Source organism: Malikia granosa, from assembly GCF_002980595.1.
Taxonomy (GTDB): domain Bacteria; phylum Pseudomonadota; class Gammaproteobacteria; order Burkholderiales; family Burkholderiaceae_C; genus Malikia; species Malikia granosa.
This window is the reverse complement of record NZ_PVLQ01000027.1, coordinates 185358-201963: the sequence shown is the minus strand read 5'-3', so window position 1 is coordinate 201963 and position 16606 is coordinate 185358. Positions and strand designations below refer to the sequence as shown.

General features: G+C 66.7%; 13 protein-coding genes. 2 read left to right on the top strand and 11 right to left on the bottom strand.

Annotated features, from left to right (window positions below; all coding sequences use genetic code 11):
• Window positions 1–32: 32 nt before the first annotated feature.
• Entirely contained in the window at window positions 33–1031 is a 999-nt protein-coding gene (gene pstC / locus C6P64_RS08670) for a phosphate ABC transporter permease subunit PstC (protein WP_105748156.1), read from the bottom strand.
• An 87-nt stretch (window positions 1032–1118) separates the two neighbouring features.
• Complete coding sequence (gene pstS, locus C6P64_RS08665; protein WP_105748155.1) at window positions 1119–2150, bottom strand: phosphate ABC transporter substrate-binding protein PstS; 1032 nt, start codon at window positions 2148–2150, stop codon at window positions 1119–1121.
• 192 nt (window positions 2151–2342) lie between these two features.
• Between pstS and C6P64_RS08660 the strand changes: the two genes are divergently transcribed.
• Window positions 2343–3827, top strand: a complete 1485-nt coding sequence (locus C6P64_RS08660; protein WP_105748154.1) for a Ppx/GppA phosphatase family protein — start codon at window positions 2343–2345, stop codon at window positions 3825–3827.
• Between the two features lie 121 nt (window positions 3828–3948).
• Here C6P64_RS08660 and C6P64_RS08655 read toward each other — a convergent pair whose 3' ends face one another.
• From C6P64_RS08655 to C6P64_RS08625, 7 genes are all read right to left on the bottom strand, one after another.
• Window positions 3949–4128, bottom strand: a complete 180-nt coding sequence (locus C6P64_RS08655) for a hypothetical protein (protein ID WP_105748153.1) — start codon at window positions 4126–4128, stop codon at window positions 3949–3951.
• A gap of 193 nt (window positions 4129–4321) precedes the next feature.
• Window positions 4322–5365, bottom strand: coding sequence for a porin (locus tag C6P64_RS08650; protein ID WP_105748152.1), 1044 nt, complete (start codon window positions 5363–5365; stop codon window positions 4322–4324).
• Window positions 5366–5527: 162 nt separating this feature from the next.
• A complete protein-coding gene (gene fabI, locus C6P64_RS08645; RefSeq protein WP_105748252.1) occupies window positions 5528–6286 on the bottom strand; it encodes an enoyl-ACP reductase FabI in 759 nt (252 codons plus the stop codon).
• A gap of 100 nt (window positions 6287–6386) precedes the next feature.
• Window positions 6387–8306 carry an acyl CoA:acetate/3-ketoacid CoA transferase gene (locus C6P64_RS08640; RefSeq protein ID WP_105748151.1) on the bottom strand — a complete coding sequence of 640 codons (1920 nt, stop codon included), beginning with the start codon at window positions 8304–8306 and terminating at the stop codon, window positions 6387–6389.
• 2 nt (window positions 8307–8308) lie between these two features.
• Window positions 8309–10750 (bottom strand): DUF3141 domain-containing protein, encoded by a 2442-nt coding sequence (locus tag C6P64_RS08635; protein ID WP_105748150.1) that lies wholly within the window; start codon window positions 10748–10750, stop codon window positions 8309–8311.
• 36 nt (window positions 10751–10786) lie between these two features.
• Window positions 10787–11962, bottom strand: coding sequence for an acetate/propionate family kinase (locus C6P64_RS08630; RefSeq protein WP_105748149.1), 1176 nt, complete (start codon window positions 11960–11962; stop codon window positions 10787–10789).
• Window positions 11959–13377, bottom strand: coding sequence for a bifunctional enoyl-CoA hydratase/phosphate acetyltransferase (locus tag C6P64_RS08625; RefSeq protein ID WP_105748148.1), 1419 nt, complete (start codon window positions 13375–13377; stop codon window positions 11959–11961). Before C6P64_RS08625 ends, C6P64_RS08630 begins: the two co-directional genes overlap by 4 nt.
• A 139-nt stretch (window positions 13378–13516) precedes the next feature.
• Here C6P64_RS08625 and C6P64_RS08620 point away from each other — a divergent pair, with 139 nt between their 5' ends.
• Window positions 13517–13963, top strand: coding sequence for a hypothetical protein (locus tag C6P64_RS08620; RefSeq protein ID WP_211296816.1), 447 nt, complete (start codon window positions 13517–13519; stop codon window positions 13961–13963).
• Between the two features lie 10 nt (window positions 13964–13973).
• Here C6P64_RS08620 and C6P64_RS08615 read toward each other — a convergent pair whose 3' ends face one another.
• Both C6P64_RS08615 and ppk1 read right to left on the bottom strand, forming a co-directional pair.
• A complete protein-coding gene (locus tag C6P64_RS08615) occupies window positions 13974–14453 on the bottom strand; it encodes a SixA phosphatase family protein (RefSeq protein ID WP_105748147.1) in 480 nt (159 codons plus the stop codon).
• The gene (gene ppk1 / locus C6P64_RS08610; RefSeq protein WP_105748146.1) at window positions 14450–16525 is read right to left on the bottom strand and encodes a polyphosphate kinase 1; all 2076 of its coding nucleotides are present in this window, start codon (window positions 16523–16525) and stop codon (window positions 14450–14452) included. Before ppk1 ends, C6P64_RS08615 begins: the two co-directional genes overlap by 4 nt.
• Between the last annotated feature and the right edge of the window lie 81 nt (window positions 16526–16606).

The following is a 16606-nucleotide window of genomic DNA, read 5'->3' as shown; positions in this document are numbered from 1 at the left end:
CCATGTTTGTCTCGCGGATGAGCGGCTCCTGGTCAGTTGCCCTTGGCCTTTTCGGCGCGGATCAGCATGATCTTGGCGATGGCCAGCACGAAGAAGGTGATCACGAACAGCAGGAAGCCCAGGCCGAACAGGGCCGACATGTGGAAGTCGGCAGCTTCGCCGAACTCGTTGGCCAGGGTCGAGGCGATCGAGGTGCCGGGCGAGAACAGCGAGGCGCTGAGCTTGTTCGAGTTGCCGATCACGAAGGTGACGGCCATGGTCTCGCCCAGGGCGCGGCCCAGGCCCAGCATGACACCACCGACCACGCCCTTTTGCGTGTAGGGCAGCACGACATAGCGCACCACTTCCCAGGTGGTGCAACCCAGGCCGTAGGCCGACTCGCGCAGGATCGGGGGCACGATCTCGAACACGTCGCGCATCACCGCGGCGACGAAGGGCAGCACCATGAAGGCCAGCACCAGGCCGGCGGCCAGGATGCCGATGCCGTTCATCGCGCCGCCGAAGAAGCCACCGATCAGCGGCATCTGGCCCAGGGTGGATTGCAGTGCGGGCTGGCCGTACTCGGCGAACAGCGGTGCGAAGATGAAGAGGCCGAACATGCCGTAGATGATGGAGGGCACGGCGGCCAGCAGCTCGACGGCGGTGCCGAGCGGGCGACGCAGCCAGACCGGGCAGGTCTCGGTCAGGAACAGCGCGACGCCAAACGACAGCGGCACGGCGATCAGCAGCGCGATGGCCGCGCTGACCAGGGTGCCGACGACGGCGATGGCGGCACCGAACTCCTCGTTGACGATGTCCCACTCGACGCGCCAGATGAACTCGAAGCCGAACTTCTGGAACGCCGGCCAGGCATTGATGAACAAGGAGACGATGATGCCCAGCAGTGCCACCAGCACGAGCAGCGAGAAGGTCAGCGTGATCTTGTGAAAGAAGAAATCCTGGATTTGCTGGCGCTTGACGATCGAGAGCATGCGCTGCTCGTCACGTCCGCCGGCTGCCTCGGGTAGGCTCATGGTGGCTCCCACGCTCATGGTGTGTGATCGGTTGTGTTGAAGAAACAAGCATTGCGCCAGCGTGACGGATCACGAGGCGCAATGTCTGGGGAGAGTCTGGAGACCTTACTTGATCTGCGACCAGACCTTGCTCTGGATCTGCGTGGTCACTGCGTCAGGCAGCGGCACGTAGTCGAGGTCCAGGGCCAGCTTCTTGCCGTTCTTGAACGCCCAGGCGAAGAACTTCTGTGCTTCCTGCGAAGCGGCCTTGTCTTCCGGGCTCTTGTACATCAGGATGAAGGAGGCGGTGGTGACGGGCCAGCTGTTGGCACCCTTGGCATCGACCATCGACACGCCCATGCCCGGCACGCTGAACCAGTCCACGCCAGCGGCTGCAGCGGCGAAGGTGCTGTCGTCAGGGCTGACGTACTTGCCATCCTTGTTCTGCAGCTGCATGAAGTTCATGTTGTTCTTCTTCACGTAGGCGTACTCGACGTAGCCCAGTGCGCCCTTGACGCGGTTGACGTTGGCGGCGACGCCTTCGTTGCCCTTGCCACCGACGGAGGAGTCGGCCGGCCACTTGACGGCAGCGCCCTTGCCCACCTTGTCGGCCCATTCCTTGCTGACGGCGCTCAGGTAGTCGGTCCAGTTGAAGGTGGTGCCCGAACCGTCGGCGCGGTGCACGATGGTGATGGACTGGTCAGGCAGGTTCTTGCCCGGGTTCAGGGCGGCCAGCTTGGCGTCGTTCCACTTGGTGATCTTGCCCATGAACATGTCGGCCAGCACCGGGCCGGTCACGCGCAGTTCGCCCGGCTTGAAGCCTTCGAGGTTGATCACGGGGACGGTGCCGCCGATGATGGCCGGGAACTGGACCATGCCGTCCTTGTCGAGCTCTTCACCCTTGAGCGGGGCGTCGGTGGCGCCGAAGGTCACGGTCTTGGCGCGGATCTGCTTGATGCCGCCGGAAGAACCGATCGACTGGTAGTTCAGGCCGACACCGGTTTCCTTTTTGTAGACCTCGGCCCACTTGGCATACATCGGATAGGGGAAGGTGGCACCGGCGCCGGTGATGTCGGCAGCGGAGGCAAAAGTCGGCAGCGCGAAGCCGGTCATGGCGACTGCAGCAGCAGCGATGCTCTTGAGGAAATGGCGTTTCATGGTCGACGTCCTTTCGGATGAGTGGGGATCGGTAAGGCTGACTTTATGCCTGATGTGTGACACATTCATGACACTGATTTCACAATATCCCTGAATCGGCGGGACCGCAACAGTCTGTCAGTGCCGACGGCAAAAGAGCTCCGCCCAGGAAATACAAGGTGTTATGCTGCCGTGGAATTTTGACAACTTGACATGCAAAACGGAACCTTGCTGGCTGCGGTGGACCTCGGGTCCAACAGCTTTCGCCTAGAAATCGGCCGCTACGACTCGGGCCATATCGAACGAGTCGAATACCTCAAGGAAACGGTGCGTCAGGGCAGCGGCCTGGACGAGAACAAGAACCTGAGCCTGGTGGCGATGGAGCGCGGCTGGGAATGCCTGGCGCGGTTTGCCGAGCGGCTGCAGGGCTTCCAGAAGCACCAGGTGCGCGCGGTCGCGACCCAGACCCTGCGCGAGGCCAGGAACCGCGACGACTTCACGCGCCGCGCCCAGGAGGTGCTGGGCTTTCCGATCGAGGTGGTCTCGGGCCACGAGGAAGCCCGGCTGATCTACCAGGGCGTGTCGCACCTGTTGCCGCAATCGGACGAGAAGCGACTGGTGATCGACATCGGCGGGCGCTCGACCGAGGTCATCCTGGGCCAGGGCTACAGCGCGAGCAAGATGGAGTCCTACCGGCTCGGCAGCGTGGCCTGGTCGACGCGCTATTTCCCGCGCGGCCAGATCACCCAGCAGTCGCTGCTGACCTCGGAGATCGCGGCCAAGGCCGTGCTCGACGAGGCGCTCGACGCCTATCCGGTCGGCAGCTGGGACACCGCCTACGGCAGCTCGGGCACGGTCGGCGCCGTGGCCGAGATCCTCACGCTGCACGGCTTTCCATCCGGCCAGATCACGCGCGAGGGCCTGGACTGGCTGACCGACAAGCTGCTGCGCGCCGGCCACCCCGACCACCTGCGGCTCGAGGGCCTGAAGGACGACCGGCGCCCCGTCATCGGCGGCGGCATCGGCGTGCTGCGCGCGATCTTCGAGCTGTTCAAGCTCGAGAGCCTGACCAAGGCCGACGGCGCCCTGCGCCAGGGCGCGCTGTACGACCTGATCGACCGCGAGAACGACACGACCGATGTGCGCGAGCGCACCGTGAACTGGCTGTGCGAGCGCTATGGCGTCGACCAGCTGCATGCGGCACGGGTCGGACGGATAGCGACCGACCTGTTCACCCAGATCGCCCTGCCCGATCCGAACAACGAGCGCTATTCGCAGAAGCTGGTCTGGGCGGCGCGACTGCACGAGATCGGCACCCATATCTCGCACAGCGACATGCACCGCCATGGCGCCTACATCCTCGACCATGTCGATGCGCCCGGCTTCACGCTGCAGGAGCTGCACCGCATGAGCCAGCTGGTGCTGGGCCAGCGTGGCAAGCTGCGCAAGATCGAGGACTATCTGGATGATGAGCTGTTCGCCAAGCAGCTGCTGTGCCTGCGGCTGGCGGTGCTGCTGTGCCACGCGCGCCAGGACCCCGACATCGCACCGCTGCAGCTGAGCTACAAGACGCGCCAGTTCAAGCTGACCGCCAGCACGGGCTGGGCACGCAGCTACCCGCAGTCGGCCTGGCTGGTCGAGGAGGAAGTGGCGGCCTGGCAGAAATCAGGCTGGCGCTTCTCGGCCGACCTGGGCTGAGCAGATGGGGGGGGTGGCAAGCACCCCGCTCCGAGCCCCCCCCTAGTGATCGAACCGGCCCATGGCCGGTTTTTTCATGGCCGCGCCGCCAGGCCAGGGCTGGCTGTAAGCGGCCCAGGCCTCAGTGCAGATGGCGCGCAGCCTCGGGCCAGCGACCGTAGTCGACATAGGAGGATGCCACCGCTCCCAGGTGATGATGACCGAGCTCGTGCGACGCGGTAGCCGCCTCGGGACAGAGCAGGCTGGAAAACCACTGCGACAGGGCCTGCAGCAGCGGCGAACGGTTGAGGGGGCTGAACATGATTCCCTGCCAATATTTACAACGATATATACCGTTTATACCGCCACGAGGAAACATGTAAACCCGGAAAAACCCTAGGTCAGCACAGCCAGCCGCCGTCGTTCGCCGCTGCTGGACACAGTACGAAAAAAAAGCGCTCCGAAGAGCGCTTTTGCTTGCACCAGCCGGGCAGGAAGAAGCTGCCCGATCAGGATCAGAAGGCGTGACGGACGCCGACGGCCAGGGTCTTGACCTTGCCCAGGTCGGCACCGGTGTTGTCGTTTTCCTTCTTGATGTGCTTGTAGCCGACGTAGGCGTCGGTACGCTTGCTCAGCACGTAGTTGGCGGCCAGGGTGTAGCCGGTGGTCTTGAAGTCGGTGCCGGTGACGGCATCGTACTTGCTGCCAGCGTAGCCGAAGAAGACGTTGATGTTGGACGCCACCGGAGCCTGGACACCGAAGTACAGGCTGTCGCTGTCGCCCTGCTTGACGCCCTTGGACTCGATTTCCAGCGACTGGTAGCCGCCGACCAGCTTGGCGACGCCGAAGTCGTAGGAAGCAGCCAGCAGGTTGAAGGTCTTGTCTTCGGTCTGGCCGGTAGCGACAGCCGGGGTGCCGGCGGTCAGCTGGGACTCTTCCTTCTGGAAGCCGTAGCCGACCAGCAGCGGGCCGTTGGCGTACTGCAGCTTCAGCGAGGTGTGGCTGGTAGCGTCAGCCACGTTGGTCTTGTTCTCGCCCAGCGAGACAGCGACAGCGCCGCTGAAGCCGTTGAAGGTCGGGCTGACGTAAGCGACGGTGTTGTCGGTCTTGTCGGTGTAGTCGACCTTGGCGTTCTTGATGGTGTCGCCGACCGGGCTGATGTTGGTGTCAGCGATCGGGTTGGTCTTGCCACGCAGGTCGTCGTACGGGGTGCCCATGCGGCCCAGGGCCACGGTACCGAAGTTGCCCGACAGGTTGATGCTGGACTCGCCCTTGAAGTTCACGCCGTCCAGAGCACCGGTGTCGGTCTTGAAGCGCTGCTCGAGCTTGAAGCCAGCCTTCAGGCCGCCGCCGAGGTCCTCGGTACCGCGCATGCCCCAGCGGCTGGACTTCAGGCCACCCGATTCGACCACGGTCTGGCTCTTGGAGCCCGGGGTCTTGATGGTGTCCTGGGTGGTGCCGACGAAGGCATCGACGATGCCGTACAGCTGGACGGAGGATTGGGCCATGGCGGCACCGGAAGCGGCCAGCACGGCCAGGGCGATCAGACTCTTTTTCATGGAACGGTTTCCTGTTGATTAAGACTGAGGGCTGCTGTTGCAGCCCTCGCTACTATCAGATCCACTGCTTGAGCGGATAGAGTAATTACCCCAGATTCAGATGACAGTTCCGAGACAAGAGGGTCTGAGTGTTGTCAAACAACAACAAGCCCCAGCCTGGCATCAGGCCATGATGTGCAGGCCGGCGTCGACGTAGATCACGTCGCCGGTCATGCCCGAGGTCGCGCCGCTGACCAGGAAGGCGACCACGCGGCCGACCTCGGCGATGTCGACCAGACGGCGGCCCGGCGAGCGGGTCACGGCCTTGTCGATCAGCTCGTCGAAATGGTCGATGCCAGAAGCCGCGCGCGTGCGCAGCGGACCCGGCGAGACCGCGAAGACGCGGATGTCGCGCTCGCCGAGCTCGTTGGCCAGGTAGCGCACCGAGGACTCGAGCGCGGCCTTGACCGGGCCCATCAGGTTGTAGTGATCGACCACCTTGTCGGCGCCGTGGTAGCTCATCGTGATCAAGGCGCCGCCCGGATTGAGCAGCTTCTCGGCGTGGTGCGCCATCTCGATGAAGCTGTGGCAGGAGACCTGCATCGCCTGCAGGAAGCCGGCCTGCGAGCAGTCGGTGATGCGGCCGTGCAGGTCGGCGCGCGGCGCGAAGGCGATCGAGTGGATCACGAAGTCCAGGCTGCCCCATTCCTCGCGGATGCGGTCGAACACCGCCTCCATCTGGCCCGGCTGCATCACGTCGAGCGGCAGCAGCAGGCCGGCGTCGATCTGCCGGGCCAGCGGCTCGACATAGGTCTTGGCCTTGTCGTTGAGGTAGGTCAGCGCGATGTCGGCGCCAAAGGCGCGCAGCTTGGCCGCGCAGCCGAAGGCGATGCTGTCGCCATTGGCCACGCCGACCACCAGGCCGCGCTTGCCCTTGAGCATGTCGCCGATGCGGCTGTTTTCATCCCAGACCTTGGGCAGGGGATCGTTCGAATTCGGGTCCTTGAACATATGCGGTTTCCTTGAAAGATGACAGGAGGCCTCAGAGCGCCGCCTCGGCCTCGGCCCGGGTTTCGTAGATATGCGGCGCCAGCCCGCGCTCGCGGATCGCGCTGCCGAGCTTGTCGCGCAGGAAGGCGCTGGTGGTGTAGCGCGTGACCTGGCCGTAGTAGCGTTCGACCAGATCGGCAACGACCTGGGCATAGGCGTCCATGGCCGGCTCGAGGATCTCGAAGCCGTCGTAGTTGACGACCACGTCGACCCGGTGGCCGATGGCCTGGCACTGGCGCTCGACCGCGTCCTTCACGTCCTGCGCGTCCTTCGGGCTGACCAGCTTGAGGCCCTGGAAGTTGAGGAACAGGCGGTTGCGCTCGGGCTGCCAGCTGATGCGCTCGAGCAGCGAGATCGCCAGCAGGCTGTCCTTCAGGCCCATCGGTTCGGGACGGAAGATGCGCGCGTCCATCAGGATGGGCTGCCTGACGATCGGGCGGAAGGCCATCTGCGACAGGATGTCGCGCTCGAGGTCGATGCCGGGCGCGATCTCGGTCAGCTCCAGGCCCTCGGGCGTGAGCGCGAAGACGCAGCGCTCGGTCACGTAGAGCACCCGCTTGCCCAGGCGGGCCGCGTATTCGCCGCTGAAGGTGACCTGCTCGATCGCCTCGACGAACTTGCGGTGCTTGCCTTCCTGCAGGATGGTCAGCTGGCCCTCCTGCACCGCCACCTTGAGGCCGCCGGCACTGAAGGTGCCGATGAAGACCACGGTGCGGCTGTTCTGCGTGATGTTGATGAAGCCGCCAGCGCCCGCCAGCTTGGGGCCGAAGCGGCTGACGTTGATGTTGCCGCGCGCATCGCACTCGGCCAGTCCCAGCACGGCCAGATCCAGGCCGCCGCCGTCGTAGAAGTCGAACTGCTGGTTCATGTCCAGCTGGGCGGTCGCGTTGGTCGAGCTGCCGAAGTTCAGGCCGCTGCCGGGCACGCCGCCGACCACGCCGGGCTCGGCGGTCAGCGTCATGTAGGACAGCAGGCGTTCCTCGTTGGCGATGTCGGCCACGCCCTCGGGCATGCCGATGCCGAGGTTGACCACCGCGTTGGGCATCAGCTCGAAGGCGGCGCGGCGCGCGATGATCTTGCGCTCGTTAAAGGGCATGGGCGGCAGCGCATCGAGCGGCACCCGCATCTGGCCCGACAGGGCCGGGTGGTAGGCCGTGCCGTAGGTCTGCATGTGGTACTCGGGACGCGCCTGCACCACGCAGTCGACCAGGATGCCCGGCACCTTGACCTGGCGCGCCGGCAGGCTGGCGCGCTCGCACAGGTATTCGACCTGGGCGATCACGATGCCGCCGGCGTTCTTGACCGCCGTCGCGATTGCCAGCGTGTCCTGGGTCAGCGCCTCGCGCTCGATCGACAGGTTGCCGTCCGGGTCGGAAATAGAGGCCCGGATGAAGGCGACCTGGGGCTTGGGCACGCGGTAGAACAGCAGCTCCTGGCCAGCGAGCTCGACCACGCTGACGAGCTCCTCGGTGGTGCGGGCATTGACCTTGCCGCCTTGCAGGCGCGGGTCGACGAAGGTGCCCAGGCCGACGCGCGACAGGTTGCCGGGCAAGCCGGCGGCGATGTCGCGGTACAGGTGCGAGATCACGCCCAGCGGCAGGTTCCAGGCCTCGATGCGGTTTTCCACCGCCATCGCACCGAGCTTGGGCACCAGGCCCCAGTGGCCGCCAATGGCGCGCTTGATCAGGCCATCGAGCGCGATGCGGTTGATGCCCTGCTCCTTGCCGTCGCCAGGGCCGCCGCCGAAGATCAGCGTCAGGTCGCGCGGCGACTGGCTGGCCTCGAAGCGCTGTTGCAAGGCCAGCAGCAGCTCGTCGGGCACGCCGACGACGCCGAAGCCCGAGCAGACCAGGGTGTCGCCGTCGTGGATCAGGCCGATCGCCTGCTCAGGCGTGACAATCTTGGACTTCATGCTCACTCCTGCGGCTTGTTGCGCACCGCGGTCTTGCGTGCGGGCTTGGCGGCTGGCGACTCGGCAGCCGGCTCGGGGCTGACGGCGGCGCTTGGCTCGGCCAGCTCGGGGGCGGCGACCAGCTCGGCCGGTGCGGCCTCGATCACGGGCTGGACCTGGCCGAGCAGCTGCTCCATGGCCTCGAACATGTGGCGCGAATGGGGCTCCATGTCGCTGCGGTCGCCGACGATGAAGCGCACGGTCTCCATCGCCTGCTGGCGCTGCTCGGGCAAGGGCAGCAGGCGCTCGAGGCTGCGCAGCGCCTGCTCGGGCTCGAACTCGACGATGACGGACTGCTCGTGGATCAGCGCGGCGCGGCGATGTGCGCTGAGCTGGGCAAAGGGCGGCTCGCTGGTCAGCACCTGGGCCGAGCGCTCGAGGCGGTCGCGCCGCACCGAGCCGCGGCTGTCGGCCAGCAGCACCAGCATGCGGATCACGGCGGCTTCGTAGCCACCTTCGTCGATCGCCGACAGGGTGGCCTGCACCGTCGGCAGCCAGCGCAGTTCCTCGGGCTTCTTGCGCGTGCGCTGCTGCGCCATCGACTGGCCGAACCAGTTCATCCAGGGCGCGCCATAGATCGACAGGAAGCTCATCTCGTAGGCGCTGTCGCGCAGGTCGCGGTACAGGTCCATGCCTTGCGAGATGCCGTCGGCCAGGGTCTTTTCCCAGATCAGCCAAGGATTGGCGGGGTCGACCGGCTGGCGCTGCTCGCGGACCTGGCCGGCGAGCGCGCCGACCGTGGCCATGGCCGGATTCTCGTCCGAGAAGATGCGGCGGCTGACGCGGCAGGAATTGAGGTCGCGCAGCAGCTCGGCCGATTGTTCGGTCACCAGCGACTGGACCAGCGGCCTGGCCGTCATCTCGTAGAGGTCGGCGCCCAGGCGCGACAGGCGCGCGACGGCGCCGAAGCCGCGCTCGAGCTCGCGGTCGTTGGGCACCACCTCGAGGATGTCGCTCATCTTGCGCTCGTGGAAGCTGACGACGAAGCGCTCGTCGGCGCCCTCGCCTTCGCTGTGGTCGATCTTCATCTCGTACAGGCCGGGCGCGAGCGCCTCCAGGGTCTGCAGCGTGGAGGTGACCTCGGCGTGCTCCTTGCGCGCGATCGAGGACGAGACGAAGATGCCGAGGTGGCCGACCTTCTCGTGCACCATGTAGACGATGCGCTGGCCGCGGATGCGGATCTCGTTCTCGTCGGCATAGGTGTCGACGATCCAGTTCAGCGCCTGCTGCGGCGGCGTGATGTTGTCGCCCTTGCTGGCGAAGACGACGATCGGCGAGCGGATGAACTTGAGGTCGAGGTGGCGACCGGGCTCGAGCTCGGCCTCGCCGCGCGCGAGCTTGTTGCCGATGAAGATCTGCTCGACGATCCAGCGCATCTCGGATTCGTTGAGGAAGTGGAAGCCGCCCCACCAGCGCTCGAACTCGAGGAAGCGCTCGCGCCCGTTGTCGACGTCGGCGTAGAGGTCGTAGTACTTGCCGAAGTAGTTGCGGCTCGGGTTGAGCTGCTCGAAGTTGCTGACCAGGTGGGCGCCGTCGAACTCGCCATTGGCCAGGTCCATCGACAGCAGGGCCGGGGTGATGCCGCCCAGCAGGCCGCCGTTGTAGCGCATCGGGTTGGCACCGACCTCGCCCGACCAGGTCGAGACCGGCGAGCCGTTGATGACCAGCGGGCCGGTGATGTCGGGGTTGGCCGCGGCCAGCACCAGGGTGGCCCAGCCGCCCTGGCAGTTGCCGACCACGATCGGGTTCGGCGCGTCGGGGTGGCGGCGCGAGATCTCGCGCAGGAACTCGGCCTCGGCGCGCATCACGTCGGCCAGGGTCTGGCCCGGCTCGGGATGCTGGCGGAACACGACGAAATAGACCGGATGGCCGCCGCGCAGCGCGACGCCGACCTGGCTGTCGGGCTTGAAGCCGCCGATGCCGGCGCCGTGGCCGGCGCGCGGGTCGATGATCATGAAGGGACGCTTCCAGTCGCTGATCTCGCCGCCTTCGGGGTGCAGGATCTTGAGCAGCTGGTAGTTGACCGGGCGGGTGAACTGGCGCGCATCGAGCACGAGCTCGTAGTCGTAGTCGAGCACCGGCGGCGTGCCGGCGGCCTCGTGCAGCTTGTCGTTGTTGGCGCGCTCGCGCAGCACGTCGAGGGTCAGCGTGCCACGCTGGGCGGCATCGATCAGGTATTGCGAGCTGTCGACGGCCAGATTGCCGTCCTGCAGGCTCTGGACCAGGCCCTGCTGGCTCTGCAGGCCGGAGCGCCAGAGCGCGAGCGTGCGCTCGGCATGGTTCTGGAAGATCTTCTGCGCATGGGTCGCGCTGCAGCTCATCAGGCGCTGGATCTGAGCCGCATATTCGGCTCGCTCCTGGGCCAGACGGGACGGCAGGTTGGCTGGACTGTAATGGGATTGCATGGCGATCGGGGCTCTTGTAAGGGAAACAATAGAGATTCAGGACAGTGCCGTCAGTTCCGCGGCATGCTCGGCCAGCATGCGCTCCTCGTCGGTGGCCAGCACCAGCACCCGCACCGAGCTGCGCGGCAGGCTGATTTCCTCGGCGCCGGCCTGGTTGGCCGACTCGTCGAAATCGATGCCGAGCCAGCTCATGTTGCGCAGCAGGCGACTGCGCACCTCGGCCGCGTGCTCGCCGATGCCGCCGGTCAGGACCAGCGCATCGAGGCCGCCCAGGCTGGCGGCCAGGCCGCCGAGCTCGCGCCGGCACTGCTCGACGAAGTAGTCGACCGCCTCGCGCGCCGACGGCAGCTCGCTGGCCAGCAGCACCCGCATGTCGTTGGACAGGCCCGACATGCCCTTGAGGCCGGAGTTGCGGTACAGCAGGTCGGTCAAGCTCTGCGCGTTCATGCCGTGCTCGCTGACCAGATAGAGCAGCACGCCCGGGTCGATCTGGCCGCAGCGCGTGCCCATCGGCAAGCCGTCGAGCGCGGTGAAGCCCATGGTCGAGGCGACCGAGCGGCCGCCGCGCATCGCGCACATCGAGGCGCCGTTGCCCAGGTGCGCCACGATGACCCGGCCCGCCAGCAGGCCCGGATGGCGGCTCTTGAGCTGGCGCGAGATGAACTCGTAGGACAGGCCATGGAAGCCGTAGCGCCGGATGCCCTGCTCGTAGTACTGGCGTGGCAGCGCGAAGGTGTCGGACACGAAGGGGTGACTGCGATGGAACGAGGTGTCGAAGCAGGCCACCTGCGGCGCGCGCGGGAAGGCGACGCGCGCCGCGTCGATGCCGGCCAGGTTGTGCGGCTGGTGCAGCGGCGCCAGCGGCACCAGGGTCTCGAGCTGGGCCCGGCTGTGGTCGTCGATCACGATCGGCTCGACATGCTCGGCCCCGCCATGCACCACGCGGTGGCTGACCGCCGCGACCTCGCGGTTCGGAAAGCTCAGGCGCAGCCAGTCCAGCACGCCTTGCAGGGCATGGCCGTGGTCGGCCACCGAGCCGTCGAGCCACTGCTCGTGGCGCTCGCCCGCGGTCGTGACGGCGCAGAAATGCGCGCGCTCGCCCAGCCCCTCGACCTGGCCGACGGCCAGGCGGTCCAGGCCCTGCGGGCGCGGCTCGAACAGCGCGAACTTGATCGACGAGGAACCGGCATTGAGGGTCAGCAGCAAGCTCATGGCTGCACCTCCTGCTCCGGCTCGACCGGGACGGCACAGCGACCGGTCTGGCGCCAGTGGTCATGCAGCAGCGCCAGCGCGCAGGAGGCCAGGCGCGAGCGGTCGTTGTCGGCGCGGCTGGTCAGAATCACCGGCACGCGGGCGCCGACGACCAGGCCGGCGGCCTCGGCGCGCGCGACGAAGGTCAGCTCCTTGGCCAGCATGTTGCCGGCCTCGAGGTTGGGCACGATCAGCACCTCGGCGCGGCCCGCGACCAGCGACTGGATGCCCTTGGTGCGCGCGGCGTCGAGGTCGATCGCGTTGTCCATCGCCAGCGGACCGTCGACGGTGCCGCCGCGGATCTGGCCGCGCTCGGCCATCTTGGACAGCACGGCGGCGTCCAGCGTCGAGGGAATGCTGGTGTTGATGGTCTCGACCGCCGACAGGATGCCGACGCGCGGGCAGTCCAGTCCGCAGGCGCGCGCCAGGTCGATCGCGTTCTGCGTGATGTCGACCTTGGTCGTCAGGTCGGGCGCGATGTTGATCGCGGCATCCGAGATGAACAGCAGGTGGTCGAGCATCGGCGCGTCCATCACGAACACATGGCTCAGGCGGCGGTGGCCGCGCAGGCCGCGCTCCTTGTGAACCACCGCGGCGAGCAGCTCGTCGGAGTGGATCGCGCCCTTCATGACCGCGCCGACCTCGCCCTGGCGCGCCATCGCGACCGCAGCCGCGGCAGCCGCGCGCGGGTCGGACTCGTGCACCTGGCGCCAGACCGTGATGTCGATGCCCAGCTCGGCGGCGATGCGCGCCATGCGCTCGGCGTCGCCGACCAGCACCGGCTCGATCAGGCCCTCGCGCGCCGACAGCGCCAGCCCGCCCATCGAGTTGGCGTCCTCGGGGCAGACCACCGCGGTCCTGAGCGCGGGCAACTGGCGCGCGGCATCGATCAGGCGGGCGAAATGGTCCTTGTGGCCCAGGATCAGCGGCGGCAGGTCGCGCTCGAGCACGACTTGCGACAGGCGCGGGGCCTCGACCTCGGCCTCGCCCTCGCAGACCAGCTCGCCGGCGGCGCTGCTGATGCGGGTCGCGAAGCGCGCCAGCGGCTCGGGGCCTTTCTCGATGCAGGTCACGCTGACTTGCAGCCGGTCACCGACCTGGACGCGACGATGGAAGCGCAGGTCCTGGCTGCGGTACAGCGTGCCAGGACCGGGCAGCAGGTTGCCGAGCACGGCCGACAGCAGGGAGCCGACCCACATCGAGGGAGCCAGCGCCGGCAGCGGCGACTGCTCGTTTTCCGGCAGGTTGAGCGGATTTCGGTTGCCCGAGGCATGCGCGAACAACAGCAGATCCTGCTCGCTGCACTCACGTTCCAGCGTGGCATTGGCACCGAGCTGCAGCTCCTGCCAGGTGGTGTTTTTTCGGGGTAGGCTCATGTGTCATCCATCAATCAGGGTTAACCCAAGACAGCTTATTTACCACATAAGACAGAAGCATTAATTCAGACCAGATGGAATCATCTTTTAACAGACATATTGTTTATACTGTTTAAATCATTAACCCCATCTGGCAAACATGAATTCAAGCAGGAAAACCAGGCCCGAACTCGCCAACGAAAAGGAAAAGAAGCCCAAGCTGGTGCGCGACAGCTTCACGATCCCGAAGGACGAATATGCTGCGATCGAGGCACTCAAGATCCGTGCCATGACGCAGGGCCTGGCGATCAAGAAGAGCGAATTGCTGCGCGCCGGACTGATGGCGCTGACGGGAATGAGCGATGCCAAGCTCAAGGCGGCGCTGGTGGCCGTGCCGACGCTCAAGACCGGCCGCCCGAGCGCGCAGGAGGTTGCCGAGGCCGCGCAGGCTCAGGCCGTAGCAGCGCCGGAGCCAACTGCGGCCGGCATGGCGCCTGCCGGCCCTGCTGCAGCCGCAACAGCGCCCCAGGCCCCGGCCCCGCGCCGCAGCCGCAAGGCCGCTGCAGGCGTCGCGGCCGCTGCGCCGACCGAACCGCCCGCAGCCTGAGGCTAGCGCTTCAGAGGAATTCGGGGCTTTGCACCGTCAGAATGACGGTCTGGCTGATCCCGTTGCGCTCGCGCTGGTGCAGCCACCACAGCGCCCCCTTCTTGATCGAGCATTCCGACTCGGCCAGGCCCAGCAGCCGCGCCACCACCCGGCCCAGCGTCGGCTGATGACCCACGATCAGGGTCGGATGGCGCAGCTGCGGCCATTGCACCAGTTGCAGCAGCTCGTCGGGGCCGGCCTCGGGGCGCAGCGCGTCGCTGAGCCGGTACTTGCGCCTGAGCGCGAGCACGGTCTGCTCGGTGCGCACCGCCGGACTCGACCAGATCCGTGCATCCTCGGGCAGCTGGCGCTCGAGCCAGGCCGACATGCGGGCGGCCTGCTTCTCGCCCTTGGCGGTCAGGCGCCTGGAGAGGTCGCTGCCGCCACTTTCCTCGTTGTCGGCCAGGTCCTCGGCCTCGGCGTGGCGCCACAAGATCAGGTCTGCATTCATGCCTTTCCTCCATAGCGCGCCATCAGCTGGGCCTGCGCCGAATGCGCGTGTGCGCGCGACTTGTTGTTGACCCCCTGGGCCCTGAGATAGACACCGTCGGGCTGCAGCAGCCAGGCATCGGTGTTGTCGGCCAGGCTCAGCTCCAGGCATTCGTCGATGATGCGCCGACGCAGCGTCGGATCCGTGACAGGCCAGGCCAGCTCGATGCGGCGCAGCATGTTGCGGTTCATCCAGTCGGCGCTCGAGAGCCACAGCTCCTCCTGCTCGCCGTACTGGAACAGGAACACGCGCGAGTGCTCGAGCAGGCGGCCGATGATCGAGCACACGCGCACATTGTCGGTATGGCCCGGCAGGCCGGCCGGCAGGATGCAGGCGCCGCGCACGATCACGTCGACCTTGACCCCGGCCTGCGAGGCCTGCGCCAGCGCACGCGCCAGCGGCTCGTCGGTCAGCGCGTTCATCTTGAGCACGATGCGGGCCGGCTGGCCCTCGCGCGCGGCCTGTGCTGCAGCCTCGATGCGGTCGAGCATGGCCTTGTGCAGGTGGAAGGGCGCGATCAGGGCCTTCTGCAGCCGTGCCAGCCGGTTCTGGCTCGCCAGGTGCAGGAAGATCTGCTCGAGGTCGCCGGTCAGCGCCTCGTCGGCCGTCAGGTAGCTCAGGTCGGTGTAGAGCTTGGCCGTGCCGGGGTTGTAGTTGCCGGTCGAGACCTGGGCATAGCGGCGCAGCCGGCCCTGCTCGCGCCTGGTCACCAGCAGCATCTTGGCATGGGTCTTGAGCCCGACGATGCCATAGACCACCTGCGCGCCGACCGACTCGAGCAGCTCGGCATTGTTGATGTTGGCCTCCTCGTCGAAGCGTGCCTTGAGCTCGACCACGGCCGTGACCTCCTTGCCGCGGCGCACCGCCTCGCGCAGCAGCTCGGTCATCTCGCCCTTGCTGCCGGTGCGGTAGATGGTCTGCTTGATCGCCAGCACGTTCGGGTCCTCGACCGCCTCGCGCAGGAAGGCCAGCACGGCATCGAAGCTCTCGTAGGGCTGGTGGATCAGCACGTCGCCCTGCTGCAGCCGGTCGAAGAAGGACTGGCCCGGCGTCAGCTGGATCGGCCAGCTCGGCTGGTAGCGCGCGAAGCGCAGCTCGGGCGCATCGACCAGGTCGATCAGCTGGGTCATGCGCACCAGGTTGACCGAGCCGGCGACCTTGTAGAGGGCCTCGGGCGGCAGGTCGAACTGCTGCAGCAGGAAGTCCGACAGGAAGTCCGAGCAGCCGGCCGAGACCTCGAGCCGCAGCGCGCGGCCGTAGTGGCGGTGCTGCAGGCCGACGCGCAGCGCGGTGCGCAGGTTCTTGACCTCCTCCTCGTCGACCGCGAGGTCGGAATGGCGGGTGACGCGGAACTGCGAGAACTCGGTCACCTGGCGGCCCGGGAACAGGTCGCCCAGATGGGCGCGGATCACGCTCGAGATCGAGACGAAATGCACCTGGCGCGAGCCCTTGACGCCCGGCATGCGCAGGAAGCGCGGCAGCGACCTGGGCACCTTGACGATCGCGACCTCGTTCTCGCGCCCGAAGGCGTCGCGGCCCGACAGGCGCACGATGAAGTTGAGCGACTTGTTGGCCACCTGCGGGAAGGGATGCGCCGGGTCGAGCCCGACCGGCAGCAGCAGCGGCTGCACTTCCTGGGTGAAGAAGTCGCGCACCCAGCGGCGCTGACGCAGGTTGCGCTCGCCATGCGGCACCACCTTGATGCCGCGCTTCTCGAGCAGCGGCAGCAGCTCGCTGTTGTAGATCTGGTACTGCTGGTCGACCAGGCGGTGCACATGCTCCGAGATCCTGGCATAGCTGTGCACCGTCGCCGGGCCGCGCTGCTCGTTGTTCAGGCGCGCGCTCAGGTGGGGCTCGAAGCGGACCTCGAAGAACTCGTCGAGGTTGGAAGAGACGATGGTCAGGTAGCGCAGCCGTTCGAGCAGTGGCACCTCGGTCCGGCGCGCCCAGTCCAGCACGCGCTCGTTGAAGGCCAGGATGCTTTGGTCACGATCCAGGAACGGAACGCGGGACATGGGAGAGGCAACTGTCATGACTATCTGGCGAACTTCCGGAAAAACCTTGCATTATCCCCAGACCTCATTCCAGACATGATGAAAAAATGATGACAAACC

What these genes read in the sequence shown, in the direction of transcription:
- C6P64_RS08620 (WP_211296816.1), top strand. Translation starts at nt 13,517, where the DNA reads ATGAATTCAAGCAGGAAAACCAGGCCCGAACTCGCCAACGAAAAGGAA.
- C6P64_RS08630 (WP_105748149.1), bottom strand. Translation starts at nt 11,962, where the DNA reads ATGAGCTTGCTGCTGACCCTCAATGCCGGTTCCTCGTCGATCAAGTTC.
- pstC (WP_105748156.1), bottom strand. Translation starts at nt 1,031, where the DNA reads ATGAGCGTGGGAGCCACCATGAGCCTACCCGAGGCAGCCGGCGGACGT.
- C6P64_RS08640 (WP_105748151.1), bottom strand. Translation starts at nt 8,306, where the DNA reads ATGAAGTCCAAGATTGTCACGCCTGAGCAGGCGATCGGCCTGATCCAC.
- C6P64_RS08660 (WP_105748154.1), top strand. Translation starts at nt 2,343, where the DNA reads ATGCAAAACGGAACCTTGCTGGCTGCGGTGGACCTCGGGTCCAACAGC.
- C6P64_RS08650 (WP_105748152.1), bottom strand. Translation starts at nt 5,365, where the DNA reads ATGAAAAAGAGTCTGATCGCCCTGGCCGTGCTGGCCGCTTCCGGTGCC.
- C6P64_RS08625 (WP_105748148.1), bottom strand. Translation starts at nt 13,377, where the DNA reads ATGAGCCTACCCCGAAAAAACACCACCTGGCAGGAGCTGCAGCTCGGT.
- C6P64_RS08655 (WP_105748153.1), bottom strand. Translation starts at nt 4,128, where the DNA reads ATGTTCAGCCCCCTCAACCGTTCGCCGCTGCTGCAGGCCCTGTCGCAG.
- C6P64_RS08615 (WP_105748147.1), bottom strand. Translation starts at nt 14,453, where the DNA reads ATGAATGCAGACCTGATCTTGTGGCGCCACGCCGAGGCCGAGGACCTG.
- ppk1 (WP_105748146.1), bottom strand. Translation starts at nt 16,525, where the DNA reads ATGACAGTTGCCTCTCCCATGTCCCGCGTTCCGTTCCTGGATCGTGAC.
- pstS (WP_105748155.1), bottom strand. Translation starts at nt 2,150, where the DNA reads ATGAAACGCCATTTCCTCAAGAGCATCGCTGCTGCTGCAGTCGCCATG.
- fabI (WP_105748252.1), bottom strand. Translation starts at nt 6,286, where the DNA reads ATGCTCAAGGGCAAGCGCGGCCTGGTGGTCGGCGTGGCCAATGGCGAC.
- C6P64_RS08635 (WP_105748150.1), bottom strand. Translation starts at nt 10,750, where the DNA reads ATGCAATCCCATTACAGTCCAGCCAACCTGCCGTCCCGTCTGGCCCAG.